Raw genomic sequence first — 16315 nt, forward strand, 5'->3', positions numbered from 1 at the left:
TCAGCGCAGGCCCTGAGTCAAACCCGCGCCTAGTTTAAAACGTAGTCGACCGGCAACAGGGCCGGGGGCAGTTCGTCGTGGCCGAGGGCAGCCAGGACTTCGCGCTCGATCAGGCGCAGCAGGGCATTGCACGGCAGATCGTTCTCATCGAAGCCGAACGGATCTTCGAGGTCGTCGCCGATTTCGTCCAGGCCAAAAAAGGTGTAGCTGACGATGGCGGTGAACACCGGCGTCAGCCAGCCCAGCGGTTCGGCCATGGCGAAGGGCAGGAGGATGCAGAACAGGTAGATGGTCCGATGCAGCAGCAGGGTATAGGGGAAGGGCAGGGGCGTGCTTTTGATCCGCTCGCAAGCGGCCTGTACCTGGCTCAGGCTGACCAGCCGGGTTTCCAGTTGGGTATAGCGCCATTCGCTGATCCGGCCCAGCTCGGCCAGGCGTGAGCAACGGGCGCCGACGTGTTGCAGCAGGCGATCGCTGAGGTTCGGATGGCGCAGGTCGGCCTCGACATCGGCCCATGGCCTGATTGCCGCAGCCTCGTCTTCGACCCGCAGCCGGGCAATCAGGCCATGGGCGAAACCGCAGAGTTCGCGCAGCAGCGGTTCACGTTCACCTGGGTCCTTGAGCACCTGGGTTTCGCGGATCAGCGAACGCAGCTCGATGATCAACTGGCCCAATTGCTTGCGGCCTTCCCACCAGCGGTCATAACAGGCGTTGTTGCGAAAGCTCATGAAAATCGACAGCGACAGGCCTAGCAGGGTGAAAGGCGTGGCATTGACCTTGGAGAAGTACGCGGGGTGCCAGGTTTCCACCAGCACAATGACCGATGCCAGCAGCGTCACCAGCAGGCTGCGCAAGGCGATGCGCTTGGCAATCGAACCCTTGAGGGAGAACAGGATGCCGATCAGGTTGGGTTTGGGACGGACAATCATCAGTGGGGTCTTCAGCCGTTTTCGTGCTGTGGCAGCGGTTGAAGGCTAGAGGCCTGGAGGCAGCCTGTCCAATTGCTCTGGCTGACGGGGTGATCGATGCTGTCTATGGCTTTGACTTGGCTGATCGATCTACGCCATGCGCCACGTCCAGACCTTTTGTGGGAGCGGGCTTGCCCGCGATGGACGCCAACGATGACGCGCGGCTCCTGAATAAACGCGGCGCTCTCAGGTTTTTCGCGCGTAGGCTCGCTTCCACAGGACGGCGTTCGGCCTGTGGGAGCGGGCGCCCGCTTGCGGCTTGTCCGCGATGGGCATAGGTTTCTACACAGCTGTGGTGCGACGTTGCACCAGGGTTTTGGATTAGACCGAGTACATATCCATTTTTGCGGTAATGGCCTCCTATGGTTCCGCCTGACGGCGGCTCACTTTTGAACAGCCCAAAAGTAAGCAAAAGGCTCTTGCCCCACCACTCGGCACCTCGCTTAGGCTCGGTGTTCCCTCACTCCGGTTTGAATCCGTGGGCCGCCGCCACGCGCCATCCATGGCGCGGGGCGGCTAACCCGGCGTCCTGCCGGGTTACCCACGGCTTCAAGCCTGCGTTCGGCCAGCGTGGTTAACGGGGCGCCCAGGATCAAAAGCAAAGCGAGGCGGCCTAAAAGCCGACCTGATCGCTAGGGCATGCGCGGTGTAGCTTCTACTTCCCAAGACGCTGACGAAGTCAGCCATCTTTTGATCTGGCTCTGGCTCTGGCTCTGGCTCTGGCTCTGGCTCTGGCTCTGGCTCTGGCTCTGGCTCTGGCTCTGGCTCTGGCTCTGGCTCTGGCTTTTGATCCTGGGTGCCCCGTTAACCACGCTGGCCGGAGTCCGATATTGATTTGGGGGGTAAACCGGCAGGACGCCGGTTTAGCCGCACTGGGCCAGGGAGGGCCCATTGCGGCGGCCCCCCAAATCAATGTCGGAGTACGGGCATGCCGAGCCTAAGCGAGGCACCGAGTGGTGGGGTAAGAGCCTTTTGCTTACTTTTGGGCTTTCAAAAGTGAGCCGCCGTCAGGCGGAACCATAGGACGCCGTTACCGAAGAAATGGATATGTACTCCGCCTAATCCAACACGCCAGAGGCCGCTACAAAGTTGTGTAGATACCTATGCCGCGATGAGGCCGGCCCAGTCCCACAGGTGTGGAGGCCATACGCAAAATTTGCCGGCAGCCAGATTCACTGTGCGAGTCCGCTCGCGAAAACGGCCCAAAGCCTCGCGCAGTGTTTGATTCAACCAATCACCAGGCCAAAAAAAGCCCCGCGACCGAATGAGACGCGAGGCTAAAAATTGGTTGGTTGCGGCCAACCAAAGGAGCACGTTTAAGCTTAGTTGCTGGCGACGGTTTGTGGTTGCCAACCGCCACCCAGGGCTTTGTAAATCGCCACGATGCCACGGTACAGGTCGACTTCGGCCTGGGCCTGGGTGTCTTCGGCAGCCAGGCGTTCGCGTTGGGCGTCCAGCAGCACCAGGAAATCGACGGTGCCTTCGCGGTAGCGAATCTCTGCAAGGTCAGCGGCGGCCCGGCTCGATTCGCTCTGGCGAATCAGCGAGATCAGCCGTTGTTGACGTTTGCCGTAGTCAGAGAAGGCGTTTTCCGACTCTTCCAGGGCCAGCAACACTTGCTGCTCGTAGCTGGCCAGGGCGCCGTCGGCATTGGCATCGGCGGCACGCAAACGCGCGCGCACGCTGCCCAGGTCAAAGGCCGCCCAGGTGATGCTGGGGCCCAGCGCCCAGGCATTGGCGGCCGATGAGCCGATCTGCGAGCCGCGTCCGGCGGTAAAGCCCAGGAAGCCACTGAGGCTGACCCGCGGGAACAGGTCGGCCTTGGCCACGCCGATGCGCGCGGTGGCGGCGGCCAGCTTGCGTTCGGCGCTCTGGATGTCCGGCCGGCGTTGCAACAGTTCGCCCGGATCGCCTATCGGCAAGGCCTTGGCAATGGCCGGCAGGCTGGCCGGGCTGAGGTCGACGCTGAGTTTATCCGGGCGCTCGCCGAGCAAGGTCGCGATGCGATTGCGCTGACGGATCTGCACTTCCTGCAATTGCGGCACGCTGGCTTCCACGGACGCGAGGCGGGCATCGGCGCGCACCACGTCCAGTTGATCGCCGACACCGGCATCACGCAGGGTCACGGTGATCTTGCTCGACTCCTGCTGGTTCGCCAGGTTGGCCAGGGCAATTTTCTCGCGCAGTTGCGCACCCCGTAGCTGGCCGTAGGCATCCACCAACTCGGCAATCAGGGTGACTTGCAGTTGGTACAGGTCGGCCGCGGCCACCTGGGTGTCGGCGTCGGCCGCTTCCAGGTTGCGCTGGATACGTCCGAACAGGTCGATTTCCCAGGCCATGTCCAGGCCCAGGTCATAACGCTCGCTGCTGACCCGGTCGGTGGTCTGGCCGGGGATCTGCCCCTTGGCCAGGTCACTGCTGACGCGGCTGGTCACGACCGGCATGGCATCATTGCTGACGTCATCGCGAAACGCCCGGGCGGCCCGCAGGCGGTCGAACGCCACCCGCAGATCGCGGTTGCCCTGCAGCGAGGTGTTGACCAACTGGTTGAGGATCGGGTCCTCGAACTGCTGCCACCAGATCCCTTCGAAGCGGGCCCGATCGAAGTTCTTCTGACCCTGGGCGCCATCGGTGGCGGCCGTGATGTTGGCCGCTTCCGTCGCCGGGGTCTTATAGTCCGGGCCGACGGCGCAGGCACTCAAGGCCAGCACCAACAAGCTCGGCAGGAAGACTTTCAGGCTCATGGTTGTGCCTCCAGTGGCAGGGCCTTGGCCGCTTTGCGAGCTTCGCCGCGCTCGACATAGCGGCGGATCAATACGTAGAACACCGGCGTCAGCAACAGGCCGAAGAAGGTCACCCCGAGCATCCCGGAGAACACCGCGACGCCCATGGCGTGACGCATTTCGGCACCGGCACCGCTGGAGAAGACCAGGGGCACCACGCCCATGATGAAGGCGAAGGAGGTCATGAGGATCGGCCGCAGACGCAGGCGGCAGGCTTCGAGCACCGCGCTGAGTGCGTCCATGCCTTCCTCTTGCTTGTCCTTGGCGAACTCGACGATCAGGATCGCGTTCTTACATGCCAGGCCCACCAGTACGATCAAACCGATCTGGGTGAAGATGTTGTTGTCACCACCGGACAGGATCACCCCGGTAATGGCCGACAGCAGGGTCATCGGCACGATCAGGATCACCGCCAGGGGCAGGCTCCAGCTCTCGTATTGCGCCGCCAGCACCAGGAACGCCAGCAGCACACACAGCGGGAACACGAACAACGCAGTGTTGCCAGAAAGAATCTGCTGGTAGGTCAGGTCGGTCCACTCGTAGGTCATGCCGTTGGGCAGTTCTTCCTTGAGCAGTTTTTCGATCGCTTGTTCGGCCTGGCCGGAGCTGTAGCCGGGGGCTGCGGCACCGTTGATTTCAGCGGTGATGAAGCCGTTGTAGTGCATCACACGGTCCGGCCCCGAGGTGTCGCTGACCTTGATGAAGGTCGCCAGCGGGATCATCTCGCCTTTGTTGTTGCGCACTTTCAGCTGGCCGATCTGGTCTGGTTCGAGGCGGAATTGCTGCTCGGCCTGGACGTTGACTTGATAGGTGCGACCGAAGCGGTTGAAGTCGTTGGCATACAGCGAACCCAGGTAGATCTGCAGGGTGTCGAAGATGTCACTGACGGCCACGCCATGGGTCTTGGCTTTTTCCCGGTCGATGGCGGCATCGACCTGGGGCACGTTCACTGTGTAGCTGGTGAACAGGCCAGCCAGTTCCGGCACGTTATGGCTCTTGTTGATGATGTTCATGGTTTCTTTGTACAGCTCGTCGTAACCCAGGTTGCCGCGGTCCTCGATCTGCAGGCGGAACCCGCCGATGGTGCCCAGGCCCTGTACCGGCGGCGGTGGGAAGATCGCCATGTAGGCTTCCTGGATGTCGGCGTATTGGCCATTCAACGCGCCGGCAATCGCCCCGGCCGACTGGCTCGGGTCCTTGCGTTCATCGAAGGGCTTGAGGGTGACGAACACGATCCCGGCGTTGGGGCTGTTGGTGAAACCGTTGATCGACAGGCCCGGGAAGGCCACCGCGGCTTCCACGCCCGGCTGCTTGAGCGCCATGTCGGACATGCGCTTGATCACTTCTTCGGTGCGGTCCAGGCTCGCCGCATCCGGCAACTGGGCGAAGGCCACCAGGTACTGCTTGTCCTGGGCCGGGACAAAACCGGTAGGGGTGTTGGAGAAGCCGAAGAAGGTCAGCACCATCAGCCCGGCGTACAGCACCAGGGCAATCCCGCTGCTGCGGATAACCCGGGTCACGGTGCCGACATAACCATGACTGGCGCGGTCGAAGAAGCGGTTGAACGGACGGAACAACCAGCCGCCAAACAACCTGTCCAGGACCCGTGAGAAGCGGTCCTTCGGCGCGTCATGACTCTTGAGCAGCACGGCAGCCAGCGCTGGCGACAGGGTCAGCGAGTTGAACGCCGAGATCACGGTCGAGATGGCAATGGTCAGGGCGAACTGTTTATAGAACTGCCCAGTCAAGCCGGAGATGAACGCGGCCGGGATAAACACCGCACACAGCACCAGCGCCGTGGCAATGATCGGGCCGGTCACTTCGCGCATGGCGCGCTTGGTGGCTTCCACCGGTGTCAGCCCCAGGCCAATGTTACGTTCGACGTTTTCCACCACCACGATGGCGTCATCGACCACGATACCGATGGCCAGCACCAGGCCGAACAGCGACAGCGCGTTGAGGGAGAAGCCGAACAGGTGCATCACGGCAAATGTGCCGATCAGCGAGACCGGTACTGCCACCAGCGGAATGATCGAGGCGCGCCAGGTCTGCAGGAACAGGATCACCACCAGCACTACCAGGATCAGTGCTTCGAACAGGGTGTGCACCACCGCTTCGATGGAGCCACGGACGAAGATCGTCGGGTCATAGACGATGCTGAAGTCCATGCCTTCAGGAAAGTTCTTCTTCAGCTCCGCCATTTTCTCGCGAACCTGATTGGAGATTTCGATGGCGTTGGAGCCCGGACGCTGGAAGATCGGGATCGCCACCGCCGGGTCGTTGTTCAGCAGCGAGCGCAAGGCGTATTGGCTGGACCCCAGCTCGATTCGGGCGATGTCCTTCAGACGGGTGATTTCACCGTCGTCGCCAGCGCGAATGATGATGTTCTCGAACTCTTCCTCGCTGACCAGGCGGCCTTGGGTATTGACCGAGAGCTGGAACGCGGTGGCATTCGGTGCGGGCGGCGCACCCAGGGCACCGGCGGCCACCTGGCGGTTCTGTTCGCGAATCGCGGTGACCACGTCGGTCGCGGTCAGGTTGCGCGAAGCGGTCTTGTTCGGATCAAGCCAGACCCGCAGCGAGTAGTCGCCCATGCCGAACAGCTGCACGTCACCGACACCGCCCAGGCGCGCCAGCTCATCCTTGATGTTGAGCAGGGCGTAGTTGGACAGATAGAGCATGTCGTAGCGTTTGTCCGGCGAGGTCAGGTGCACGACCATGGTCAGGTCGGGCGAGGCCTTGTCCACCGTGATGCCGATCCGGGTCACTTCTTCCGGCAGCTTGGGCTCGGTACGGGTGACGCGGTTCTGCACCTGCACCTGGGCGTTGTCCAGGTCGGTGCCCAGGGCAAAGGTGATGGTCAGGGTGATCTTGCCGTCGGCGGTGGACTGCGAGGACATGTACAGCATGTTCTCGACGCCAGTGATGGCTTGTTCCAGCGGGGCTGCGACGGTTTCGCCGATGACCTTGGGGTTGGCGCCGGGGAAGTTGGCGCGCACCACCACGGTCGGCGGTACCACTTCCGGGTATTCGCTGATCGGCAACTGGAACAGCGAGATGCTGCCGGCGATCAGGATCAGCAGCGACAGCACGGCGGCGAAGATCGGCCGTGAAATGAAGAACTGGGAAAAATTCATTGGAGTCTGTATCCCTTAACCGCGTGGAGTCGCAGCGGCGAGCTTCACAGCCGTACCCGGCGCACCCTTGGCAGGCGCGACTTGGGGCAGGTTGCTGGCTTCAAGCGCCTGGCGTTGTTGGGCGAGGGCGGCGAGGGTTGCCTGGCTGGCCATCTGCACCACTTCAGGGGTGACTGGCGAGCCTGGGCGCACCCGTTGCAAACCCTTGACGATGATCGTGTCGTCCTTGTTCAGGCCACTGCGCACGATGCGCAGGCCTTCGATCTTCGGCCCCAGTTCGACGGCGCGGTACACCGACTTGTCGCCGTCCATCACCAGTACGAACTTCTTGCCCAGGTCGGTTCCCACCGCTTCGTCGGTGATCAGCACCGCCGAGTAGGTACCGCTGCCCACCAGCTTCAGGCGTGCGTAGAGGCCGGGGGTGTATTCGCCCTTGCTGTTGTCGAACACCGCACGACCACGAATGGTGCCGGTCTTGGGGTTGACCTGGTTGTCCATGAAGTTCATCTGGCCCTGGTGCGGGTTGCCGTCTTCGTTGGACAGGCCCAGGTACACCGGAGTGGTCTGGCCACGCTGACCCTGGCGAGCCAGCTGGCTGTACTTGAGGAACACTCGCTCGTCGGCGTCGAAGTAGGCGTAGACCTTGTCGGTGGAAACCACGCTGGTCAGCGGCGTGACATCGGCGGTCACCAGGTTGCCGGCGGTGATTTCGGCACGGCTGACGCGGCCACTGATGGGCGCGGTAACACGGGTGAAGCTCAGGTTCAGTCGGGCCAGGTCCAGTTGCGCCTGGATCGCGCCCACTGCGGCGCGGGCTTCCTGGGCAGCGCTGGTGCGCGAGTCGGCGAGCTCCGCCGAGATCGCGTTGCTGGTGCGCAGGCGCTCGCCGCGCTGGGCTTCGTTTTCGCTGCGGGTGGCATTGGCACGGCCTTGGGCAACCAGGGCTTCGAGGCGGCGGACCTCAGCCTGGAACGGACGCGGATCGATCTGGAACAGCAGGTCGCCTTTTTTCACCAGGGCGCCTTCGGTGAAAGCCACTTCATCGATCTGGCCAGATACGCGCGGGCGGATTTCCACGGTTTCCGGCGCTTCCAGGCGCCCGGTGAATTCGTCCCACTCGTTGACCGGTTGTTCCAGCACCTTGGCCACGCTGACTTTGGCGGCGGGCATGGTGGCGGCCGAGTCCGGGGTCTTGCCGCAGGCGCTCATCACCAGCACGGCGAGGGCGGCCAGGGGCAAGCGCAAATGTTTAAGAGACTGTTCCATGGATAGATCCGCCAATGTATTGAGATGGGCGGATGATGCTCGGCGAGTCTCTATCTCACGAATCGAATGAAGCAAAGGTAACTATCATTCGGAATGATATAAGCCTCGGGGCAGCCCTCTAGCCTAAGGCTTTTGTTAGGTTGCTATCAATATCATTGATGGCGCCACAGCCCTAAACCCCGCCCCTGGCCAGCCCCCTGAAAGCAGTAAACGCTCTAATCCGGGCATCTTAGACCAATGAATAAGCGCTCATGAGTGTTATTCCGAACACCATGTGTGATATTTTGCGCGCCGTTCAAGGTTTTACTGCATGCAGTGCTTTGATGACGAACGCTGCGTGGATTCTGCAATAACTATAAATAGCGAGAATTGTTCATGAGCAAGACCCCTTACGCCGTGGCCGACGAGCCACACGAGGCGAGCCATGCCGAGTCTTCCGGGCTGGAAGTCAAACGCCTGACCTTCGTCGAGGCGGTGGCAATGATTGTCGGCACCAACATCGGCGCCGGCGTGCTGTCGATGGCCTACGCCAGCCGCAAGGCCGGCTACATGCCGCTGCTGTTCTGGCTGGCGGTCGCCGGCATCTTCACCACCATCTCCATGCTGTATGTCTCGGAAACCGCCTTGCGCACCCGCCGTCACCACCAATTGAGTGGCCTGGCCCAGCGCTACGTAGGCTCCTTCGGGGCCTGGGCGATTTTCCTCTCGGTTGCGGTCAACAGCATCGGCGCGCTCGTAGCCTACATGAGCGGCAGCGGCAAGGTACTCAGCGAGTTTTTCGGCATCAGCCCGGCACTCGGCAGCCTGCTGTTCTTCCTGCCTGCAGCGCTGGTGCTGTACCTGGGCCTGAAGGCCATCGGCAAGGGTGAGAAGTTCATCAGCATCGGCATGCTCAGCATGACCCTGGTGCTGGTCATTGCCACGCTGGTCCACGACAACACCCGGTTTGCCAATCTGCTGGAAGGCGATTGGGTCTACATGATCCCGGTGTTCAACATTGCCGTGTTCTGTTTCTCGGCCCAGTACGTGGTCCCGGAAATGGCGCGTGGTTTCAGCCACGCACCCAAGCGCCTGCCGCTGGCGGTGATCACCGGGATGCTGATTACCTTTATTTTGCTGGCGATGGTGCCGATGTCGGTGATCGCCCTGACCGGTCTGGAAAACCAGAGTGAAGTCGCGACCCTGGCCTGGGGCCAGGCGCTGGGGCAGTGGGCGTTCTACACCGCCAACACCTTTGCCCTGTGCGCGATGATGACGTCCTACTGGGGCCTGGGTGGCAGCTTCCTGACCAACATCTTCGACAAGTTCCAGAGCCTGGGTTCGGAGAGCAACCCCAAGACCCGCCTGATGGTCTTGGCCATTGTCTGCGTGCCGCCGTTTATCCTGGCCTACAGCGGCATGGTCGGCTTCGTCAGCGCCTTGTACTTTGCCGGGGTTTTCAGCGGGGTGATCCTGTCGATCATGCCGATCCTGATGCTACGCTCGGCACGCAAGAACGGCGACATCGTCCCGGCCTGGCAATGCGGCTGGATTGCCCATCCGCTGATCCAGGTCACGGTAGTGGTGCTGTACCTGATCAGCATGGCCTACGCCATCTGCGCGGCACTGGGTTGGTTGCCTGCCAGCTGGTAGGGTTTTGCGGCTACGCCAGTTGAGATAAAAAACGCCCCGACAGGTCGGGTAATGCTGTTCAGTTAAGTGAGTGCAGTACCTTGTAGGAGCGAGCTTGCTCGCGAAAAACGTCAACGATAACGCGTGTATTCAGTATAAACGCGGCGTCTTTGAGTTTTTCGCGAGCAGGCCGCAAGCGGGCACCCGCTCCTACAATGGTCGGCGTCGCTTAACTGAACAGCATTACCCGACCTGTCGGGGCGTTGTTGTTTTTGCGCGAGACACATCAGTAGCCGCTGTCGAGCAGCGCGAGGCTGCGTCGGCGGCAGCAGGATGGCAATACCGCTAGAGGGCTTTTTCCCGGCAATGCAGCAGGGCTTCGCGGATCATTGCGCTGACCAGGGGCGCGGACACGCCGAGGTCCCTGGCGATGTCCTTCTGCTTCATGCCATGGATGCGGCACATCTCGAATACATAGCGGGTGCGCTCGGGAAGGTCGGCCAGTGCGCCGCATACCCGCTCCAGCAGTTGCTGGTCGGAAACCAGGGCTTCCGGGGTTTCGGCGTGGTGCGCAGGCGCCTCGTTGCTATCGCTGTCCTGGCATATCAGGCGTTCCTCGAACTGGCGTCGACGGTAATGGTCGATCGACAGGTTGCGCACGACGCGTGTGAGGTAGGAGGCCTGGGATCGGATCTGCTCGTTGTCACCCGCATCGTCGACCTTCATGAAGGCTTCATGAACGATGTCTTCGGCGTGACTGCGGCACCCGGTGATCCGGGCTGCGAGACCGATCAGGCGTGAACGCTGGTCATAAAACACCTCAAGCAAGGGGGAACCATTTCTGGCTGCATCGATTTTTTGCATGAGGCACCTGATGAATTCTTGGTAGTACGCCAGCGAGGGTGAAAAATCTAATACTATTAAGAACTATTTGCAACAACTCCCTAAATCAATCTCCACCTGGTCATGATCCAAGGCCGCAAAAGCACCGTCTGAAGTTATTTCTCTGTCATTCGTCGATCTAGGAAACCGCGAGACAGGGCGTCATGCCCCTCGCATTGACTCCACAGATCGAGGAATTGCAAATGGCTTTCGACCGCGAAGATGCAACGTTCAAAGTACTGGTCAACGCAGAGGAGCAGTATTCGCTGTGGCCCGACTACAAGGCAGTGCCTGCGGGCTGGCGTGAGGCGGGGAAAAGCGGTCTGAAGCAAGACTGCCTGGACTACATCGAGTCGGTCTGGACCGACATGCGCCCCCTCAGCCTGCGTCAGCACATGGACGGGCAGGCCGGCCGGTGAGCGTTTTGCTGACCCTGTTCTGCCTGCCCTATGCGGGCGCCAGTGCCATGAGCTATGCACGCTGGCGTCGTAGCGCACCGGCCTGGCTGGACATTCGTCCGCTCGAGCTGCCGGGGCGGGGCAGTCGTGCCGGCGAGCCGCTGGCGAGCGACCTGGTCGACCTGGCCGCGCAACTGGCCCGCGAGCTGCGCGGTGAAACCTATCGGCATTACGCGCTGTTCGGCCACAGCATGGGCTCGCTGCTGGCGTTCGAACTGGCCTGTGCCCTGCGTGCGCAGGGCTTGCCGGCGCCTCGTGCATTGCTGGTGTCTGGCGGCTCGGCCCCCGCGCACCGCGACTACCTGCGCTTTCGCCAACCCCTGGGCGATGAGCAACTGATGGCCGAGTTGGCCTCCCTGCAAGGCACGCCTATTGAGGCCCTGCAAGACCCCGAACTGATGCGTCTGGCGCTGCCTGTGCTGCGTGCCGACTTCCTGCTGTGCGGCCGCTATCGCTATCAGCCGACGGCGCCCCTGCAGTGTCCGGTGCATGTGCTGGCCGGCACTGAGGATCGTGCCAGCCAGGCGCAACTGCTGGCCTGGCGCGAGCATGCCGGTGCAGGTTTCAGTCTCGAACTGTTCGCCGGTGGTCACTTCTTCATCCAGGAGCAGGAGCGGGCGGTGCTCGACCACCTGATTGCCTGCCTGGCGGCCACGTTGCCTGGCGCTGCCGCTGTGCGCCCTGACTCTCACTTTCTTTGCAAAGGTGCGACATGACAGTCCTCCATACGTCTCTGGTTGACGCGCTGAGCGCGCACGCGGTGCGGCGCGGTGACAAGCCGGCGGTGCATTTTCTCCTCGACGGCGAAGCGCAGCGCCTGACGCTGACCTATGCCGAGCTCGACCGCCGGGCCCGTGAGCTGGCGGCAGTGCTGTCACGCCATGCCGGCGTCGGTGAGCGGGCGCTGTTGCTGATGCAGAGCGGTCCGAGCTATGTGGTGTCGTTCTACGCCTGCCTGTACGCAGGCATCATCGCCGTGCCGGCATTGCCGCCCGAGTCGTTGCGCCAGTACGAACTGAGCCGGGTGCGCTCGATCCTCGACGATGCCCAGCCAAGCCTGGTGCTGACCGAGGAGCATCTGCGCGAGTCGCTGGTACAGGCCTTCGCCCAGGCGTTGCCGACCACCCTGTCGGTCGACGCGCTGGATGCATCGACACTGGAGGGCAGTGCCAACTGGCCGGTGCGGCAACCGGCCAACGAGGACATTGCCTTCCTGCAATACACCTCCGGCTCCACCGCGACCCCCAAGGGTGTGGAAGTCAGCCACGGCAACCTGGTCGCCAATGAACAGATGATGCTCGGTTGCTTCGACCTGCGTGAAGACGACACCTTCGTCAGTTGGCTGCCGCTGTACCACGACATGGGGCTGATCGGCTGTCTGTTGCTCTCGGTCTATCGGGGCGCGAGCCTGGTCCTGATGTCGCCGCGGCACTTCGTCGAGCGGCCTGCGCGTTGGCTCGAAGCGATCAGTGACTATCGCGCGAGCCACAGCGGTGCCCCGGACTTTGCCTTCCGCCTGGCCGCCGAGCGGGTCAATCAAAGCGTGTTGGCCAAGCTCGACCTGAGCTGCCTGCGCGTGCTGTTTTCCGGTTCCGAGCCGGTGCGCCAGGACAGCCTGCAAGCCTTCGCCCAGCACTTCGCGCCTTGCGGGTTCAAGCCGGCGGCGTTCTTGCCGTGCTATGGGCTGGCCGAGGCCACCCTGTTCGTCGCCGGTACCACCGCTGCGGAGCACTTCGTCAGTGCCAGTTTCGACAGCCATGCGCTGGGCGAACACCGCGCCGAGCCGGGGCAGGGCAGCTTGCTGGTCAGCAGCGGCATCCTGCACGAAGGGCTGCAGGTGATGCTGGTGGATCCGCACACCGGCGCCATCCAGCCGGACAGCCATATCGGCGAGATCTGGACCAGTGGCGACAGCGTCGCTCGTGGCTACTGGCGCAACCCGCAGGCGAGCGCGCGGACGTTTGTCAGCCGTGAAGGGCGCACGTGGCTGCGCACCGGCGACCTGGGTTTCCTGCGCGGCAACCGCTTGTTCATCACCGGGCGCCTCAAGGACATGATCATTGTCCGTGGCCAGAATATTTACCCGCAGGACCTTGAGCGCGCCGTCGAATACAACGTCGAAGGCGCGCGCAAGGGCCGGGTCACGGCATTCGTGGTCGAGCAGGTTGACGGCGAGGGTATCGGGATCGCGGTCGAGATCGGCCGCACCACCCAACGCAAGATCAGCGCTGCACAACTGTGTGCGCAGATCGACCGAGTCGTGGCGGATGTTTGTCAGCAGACGCCGGTATGGATTGCCTTGCTCAACCCCGGCGAACTGCCCAAGACCTCCAGCGGCAAACTGCAACGCTCCGCCTGCCGGCAGATGCTCGAACGCGCGGAGCTGGACTGCTTCCATCTGCGGCGCAACGACCAGCCGCTGGTGCGCGAGGGCCAGGCCTTGGTTGACGATCAGCAGCGACTGGTCGCGGCGGTCTGGGCCGAGGTGCTGGGGCAAGATGAGATCTTTGGCGACGACAACTTCTTCGCCCTGGGTGGCAACTCCATTGCTGCCGCGCAGATTGTCGGACGCCTGCGTGAGCGCCTGGGGGTGAACCTGGCGCTGGCGAGCGTGTTCGACCACCCCGAGCTGGCTGGCTTTGCAACATCTCTGGCCCAGGCCGTTGCCGGCCAGCCCCAGCCTGTCCTGAGCCCCAGTGTGACTGACGAACTGCTGCCGTCCTTTGCCCAGGAGCGCTTGTGGTTCGCCTGGCAGTTGGACCCCCACAGCTCGGTGTACAACGTGCCGCTGGCGCTGCACCTGCGTGGCCCGCTGGACGTCGATGCGCTACGTGCTGCGTTCGGCGCGCTGCAGCAGCGCCATGGGGTGTTGCGCACCACCTTTGCTGCGCAGGGCGAGGGTGTGCGCCTGCTGCTGCAGGAGACCCTGGCGCTGGAATTTGCCATTGACGATCTGTCCGACCTGTCGCCCGAGCAGCGTCTGGCCCAAGCTCGCCAGCGCGCCGCCGCGCACGCCCGGCAACCGTTCGACCTGAGTACCGGGCCCCTGCAGCGGGTGTGCGTACTGCGCCTGGATCAGCGCGAGCACGTGCTGTTGCTGACCACCCATCACATCGCGGTGGATGGCTGGTCAATGCGCAACCTGGTGGATGAACTGGAAGTGCTCTACACCGCCCGGTTGGCCGGCATCGACGCGCAACTGCCAGCGTTGACCGTGGGCTATGGCGACTTTGCCCGCTGGCAGCGCCAGCTGTTGGCCGGTCCCGAGCATGCCCGGCAGTTGGCTTACTGGCATCAAGCGTTGGCCGGCGAGCATAGCTGGCTGGAGCTGCATGGGCAGCGGCCCCGCAACAAGCAGGCGATGGCCGTCGGCGAACACTTCACCTTCAGTGCCGTGCAGACCAGCGCCTTGCGTGACTTCGCCAGGGCCCGCGCAGTCACGCCGTTCATGCTGCTGCTGGGGGCGTTCGCAGTCAGCCTGCGCGAGCAGAGCGGCCAGTCGCGTATCCGCCTGGGCAGCGACATCGCCAACCGCAGTCATCCGGCCACAGAGCCGTTGGTAGGGTTTTTCATCAATCAGTTGGTGCTGCAGGTTGATCTGGACCTGGCCGCCAGCACCGATGCCCTGCTGGAGCAGTGCCGGGGCGTAGTGCTGGGCGCCGCAGGGCACCAGGATTTGCCCTTCGAGCAACTGGTGGAAGCGCTGCGCCCGCCGCGTCGGGCCGGTCGCTCGCCGTTCTTCAGCATCAAGCTCAATTACCAGGAAGGCGAGCCACCGCTGCCGCGTCTGCGCGATGTGCGCGTGCAAGGGTTCGACGCCGGCCAACAGGCTGCCGAGCTGGACCTGATCCTCGGTTTCTACAGCAGTGCCAGCCGCCTCGAAGCGCGTTTCGAAATGCCCGAAGGGCTGTTCCAGCCTGGTGAAATTTCCCAGCTGTTCGCGCAGATCCAGGCCGTACTGCACTGCTGGCTGGGCAAGGCTGCGTTGACCCAGGCCGACCTGCTGGAAGCGGCCGCCCAGGTGCGGCGCGAAGCACGGGCGGTGGATAGCCAGCAGCGCCAGACCCTGCTCGCCAGCCAGCGCCCGATGCGCCGGCGCGCAGCGCAGCCGTCCACTCAACCGCACAGTGTCCAGGAGCAATGATGAGCGAGGTTAAAGTCACCGCACTGCCGACCATGGGTCGGGCACGCAGAAGCATCACCGCCAGCCAGGAGGAGCGGGTGGTGTTCACGCCCCTGCTCGAAGGGCACACGCTGCCACTGTTGTGTCGGCCACGGTTCGCCGGCACCGACCTGGTGGAATGGCTGGGGCAGCACCGCGAGCTGATCGAGGCGCGACTGCTGGAACACGGCGCGATCCTCCTGCGCGGATTTGATGTGGATGGCATCGATGGCTTCGACCGCTGCGTCCAGGCGATCTCCGGCGGGGCGCTCGAGTACCTGTTCCGGGCCTCGCCACGGACCCAGGTGACCCGCCAGTTCAATATCTACAGCTCCACCGATTACCCGAGCAATGAACGGATTTTCCCCCACAACGAGCATTCCTATTCGCCGGTGTTTCCGCTGCACCTGTACTTCTATTGCGACCTGCCGTCGCTGACCGGTGGCGAAACCCCCTTGGGCGATACCCGCGCATTGTTACAACGCATCGACCCGGCCGTGCGCGAGGAATTCCGCCAGCGCCGGATCATGTACGTGCGCAACTACGGCGACGGTATGGGCCTGCCCTGGCAGACCGTGTTCCAGAGCGAGGACCGGGCGGAAGTCGAGGCGTATTGCGCGCGCATCGGTATCGAACCGCAGTGGAAGAGCGGCAACCGCCTGCGCACCCGCCAGGTGGGGCCGGCCATCGTCCGTCACCCGCGCAGCGGCGAAGAGCTGTGGTTCAACCATGGCACGTTCTTCAACGCCCTGACCCTGCCTGAAACCCTGCGCGCGGCATTGATCACCGAGTTCGCCCCCGACGATCTGCCGCAGAACACCTTCTTTGGCGACGGCGCAGTGATCCCCGACGCAACCATCCGCCACCTGCAACAGGCTTACCGCGACGTGATGGTCGAATTCCCCTGGCACCAAGGCGACGTGGTCCTGCTGGACAACATGCTGTCGCTGCACGCCCGTAATGCATTCACTGGCCCGCGCAAGATTCTCACCGCGATGGCAATTGCGCAGAAAAGCGCCGACCTGGCACTCGATTGAGGTTCCCCTAC

General features: G+C 63.0%; 10 protein-coding genes. 5 read left to right on the top strand and 5 right to left on the bottom strand.

The window, feature by feature from the left end; translation table 11 throughout:
• Nucleotides 1-29: 29 nt before the first annotated feature.
• The 4 genes from PspS04_RS12770 to mexE form a co-directional block, all read right to left on the bottom strand.
• Nucleotides 30-929: a bestrophin family protein gene (locus tag PspS04_RS12770; RefSeq protein ID WP_095168300.1), complete on the bottom strand. Its 900-nt coding sequence runs from the start codon at nucleotides 927-929 to the stop codon at nucleotides 30-32.
• Between the two features lie 1361 nt (nucleotides 930-2290).
• Nucleotides 2291-3712, bottom strand: a complete 1422-nt coding sequence (locus PspS04_RS12780; RefSeq protein ID WP_159995659.1) for an efflux transporter outer membrane subunit — start codon at nucleotides 3710-3712, stop codon at nucleotides 2291-2293.
• Nucleotides 3709-6888, bottom strand: a complete 3180-nt coding sequence (locus PspS04_RS12785; RefSeq protein WP_095168295.1) for an efflux RND transporter permease subunit — start codon at nucleotides 6886-6888, stop codon at nucleotides 3709-3711. The genes PspS04_RS12780 and PspS04_RS12785 overlap by 4 nt, the downstream gene beginning before the upstream one ends.
• A gap of 15 nt (nucleotides 6889-6903) precedes the next feature.
• Nucleotides 6904-8154: a multidrug efflux RND transporter periplasmic adaptor subunit MexE gene (gene mexE, locus PspS04_RS12790; protein ID WP_095168293.1), complete on the bottom strand. Its 1251-nt coding sequence runs from the start codon at nucleotides 8152-8154 to the stop codon at nucleotides 6904-6906.
• Nucleotides 8155-8529: 375 nt separating this feature from the next.
• Here mexE and PspS04_RS12795 point away from each other — a divergent pair, with 375 nt between their 5' ends.
• Complete coding sequence (locus PspS04_RS12795) at nucleotides 8530-9786, top strand: aromatic amino acid transport family protein (RefSeq protein ID WP_095168291.1); 1257 nt, start codon at nucleotides 8530-8532, stop codon at nucleotides 9784-9786.
• Between the two features lie 324 nt (nucleotides 9787-10110).
• Here the strand turns inward: PspS04_RS12795 and PspS04_RS12800 are convergent, their stop codons facing one another.
• Nucleotides 10111-10629 carry an RNA polymerase factor sigma-70 gene (locus PspS04_RS12800; RefSeq protein ID WP_095168290.1) on the bottom strand — a complete coding sequence of 173 codons (519 nt, stop codon included), beginning with the start codon at nucleotides 10627-10629 and terminating at the stop codon, nucleotides 10111-10113.
• Nucleotides 10630-10844: 215 nt separating this feature from the next.
• Between PspS04_RS12800 and PspS04_RS12805 the strand changes: the two genes are divergently transcribed.
• Genes PspS04_RS12805 through PspS04_RS12820 form a run of 4 tightly spaced genes read left to right on the top strand, consistent with a single transcriptional unit; the run spans nucleotide 10845 to nucleotide 16304 of the window.
• Nucleotides 10845-11066, top strand: coding sequence for an MbtH family protein (locus tag PspS04_RS12805; RefSeq protein WP_269467581.1), 222 nt, complete (start codon nucleotides 10845-10847; stop codon nucleotides 11064-11066).
• Complete coding sequence (locus PspS04_RS12810; RefSeq protein WP_257792324.1) at nucleotides 11063-11821, top strand: thioesterase II family protein; 759 nt, start codon at nucleotides 11063-11065, stop codon at nucleotides 11819-11821. The genes PspS04_RS12805 and PspS04_RS12810 overlap by 4 nt, the downstream gene beginning before the upstream one ends.
• Nucleotides 11818-15249, top strand: a complete 3432-nt coding sequence (locus PspS04_RS12815) for a condensation domain-containing protein (protein WP_159995661.1) — start codon at nucleotides 11818-11820, stop codon at nucleotides 15247-15249. Before PspS04_RS12810 ends, PspS04_RS12815 begins: the two co-directional genes overlap by 4 nt.
• Nucleotides 15249-16304, top strand: coding sequence for a TauD/TfdA family dioxygenase (locus tag PspS04_RS12820; protein ID WP_095168286.1), 1056 nt, complete (start codon nucleotides 15249-15251; stop codon nucleotides 16302-16304). The genes PspS04_RS12815 and PspS04_RS12820 overlap by 1 nt, the downstream gene beginning before the upstream one ends.
• Nucleotides 16305-16315 lie beyond the last annotated feature (11 nt).

Source organism: Pseudomonas sp. S04 (assembly GCF_009834545.1).
GTDB lineage: Bacteria > Pseudomonadota > Gammaproteobacteria > Pseudomonadales > Pseudomonadaceae > Aquipseudomonas.

Coding starts and splice junctions, on each gene's coding strand:
- PspS04_RS12800 (WP_095168290.1), bottom strand. CDS start 10,629: ATGCAAAAAATCGATGCAGCCAGAAATGGTTCCCCCTTGCTTGAGGTG.
- PspS04_RS12795 (WP_095168291.1), top strand. CDS start 8,530: ATGAGCAAGACCCCTTACGCCGTGGCCGACGAGCCACACGAGGCGAGC.
- PspS04_RS12815 (WP_159995661.1), top strand. CDS start 11,818: ATGACAGTCCTCCATACGTCTCTGGTTGACGCGCTGAGCGCGCACGCG.
- PspS04_RS12820 (WP_095168286.1), top strand. CDS start 15,249: ATGAGCGAGGTTAAAGTCACCGCACTGCCGACCATGGGTCGGGCACGC.
- PspS04_RS12780 (WP_159995659.1), bottom strand. CDS start 3,712: ATGAGCCTGAAAGTCTTCCTGCCGAGCTTGTTGGTGCTGGCCTTGAGT.
- mexE (WP_095168293.1), bottom strand. CDS start 8,154: ATGGAACAGTCTCTTAAACATTTGCGCTTGCCCCTGGCCGCCCTCGCC.
- PspS04_RS12785 (WP_095168295.1), bottom strand. CDS start 6,888: ATGAATTTTTCCCAGTTCTTCATTTCACGGCCGATCTTCGCCGCCGTG.
- PspS04_RS12770 (WP_095168300.1), bottom strand. CDS start 929: ATGATTGTCCGTCCCAAACCCAACCTGATCGGCATCCTGTTCTCCCTC.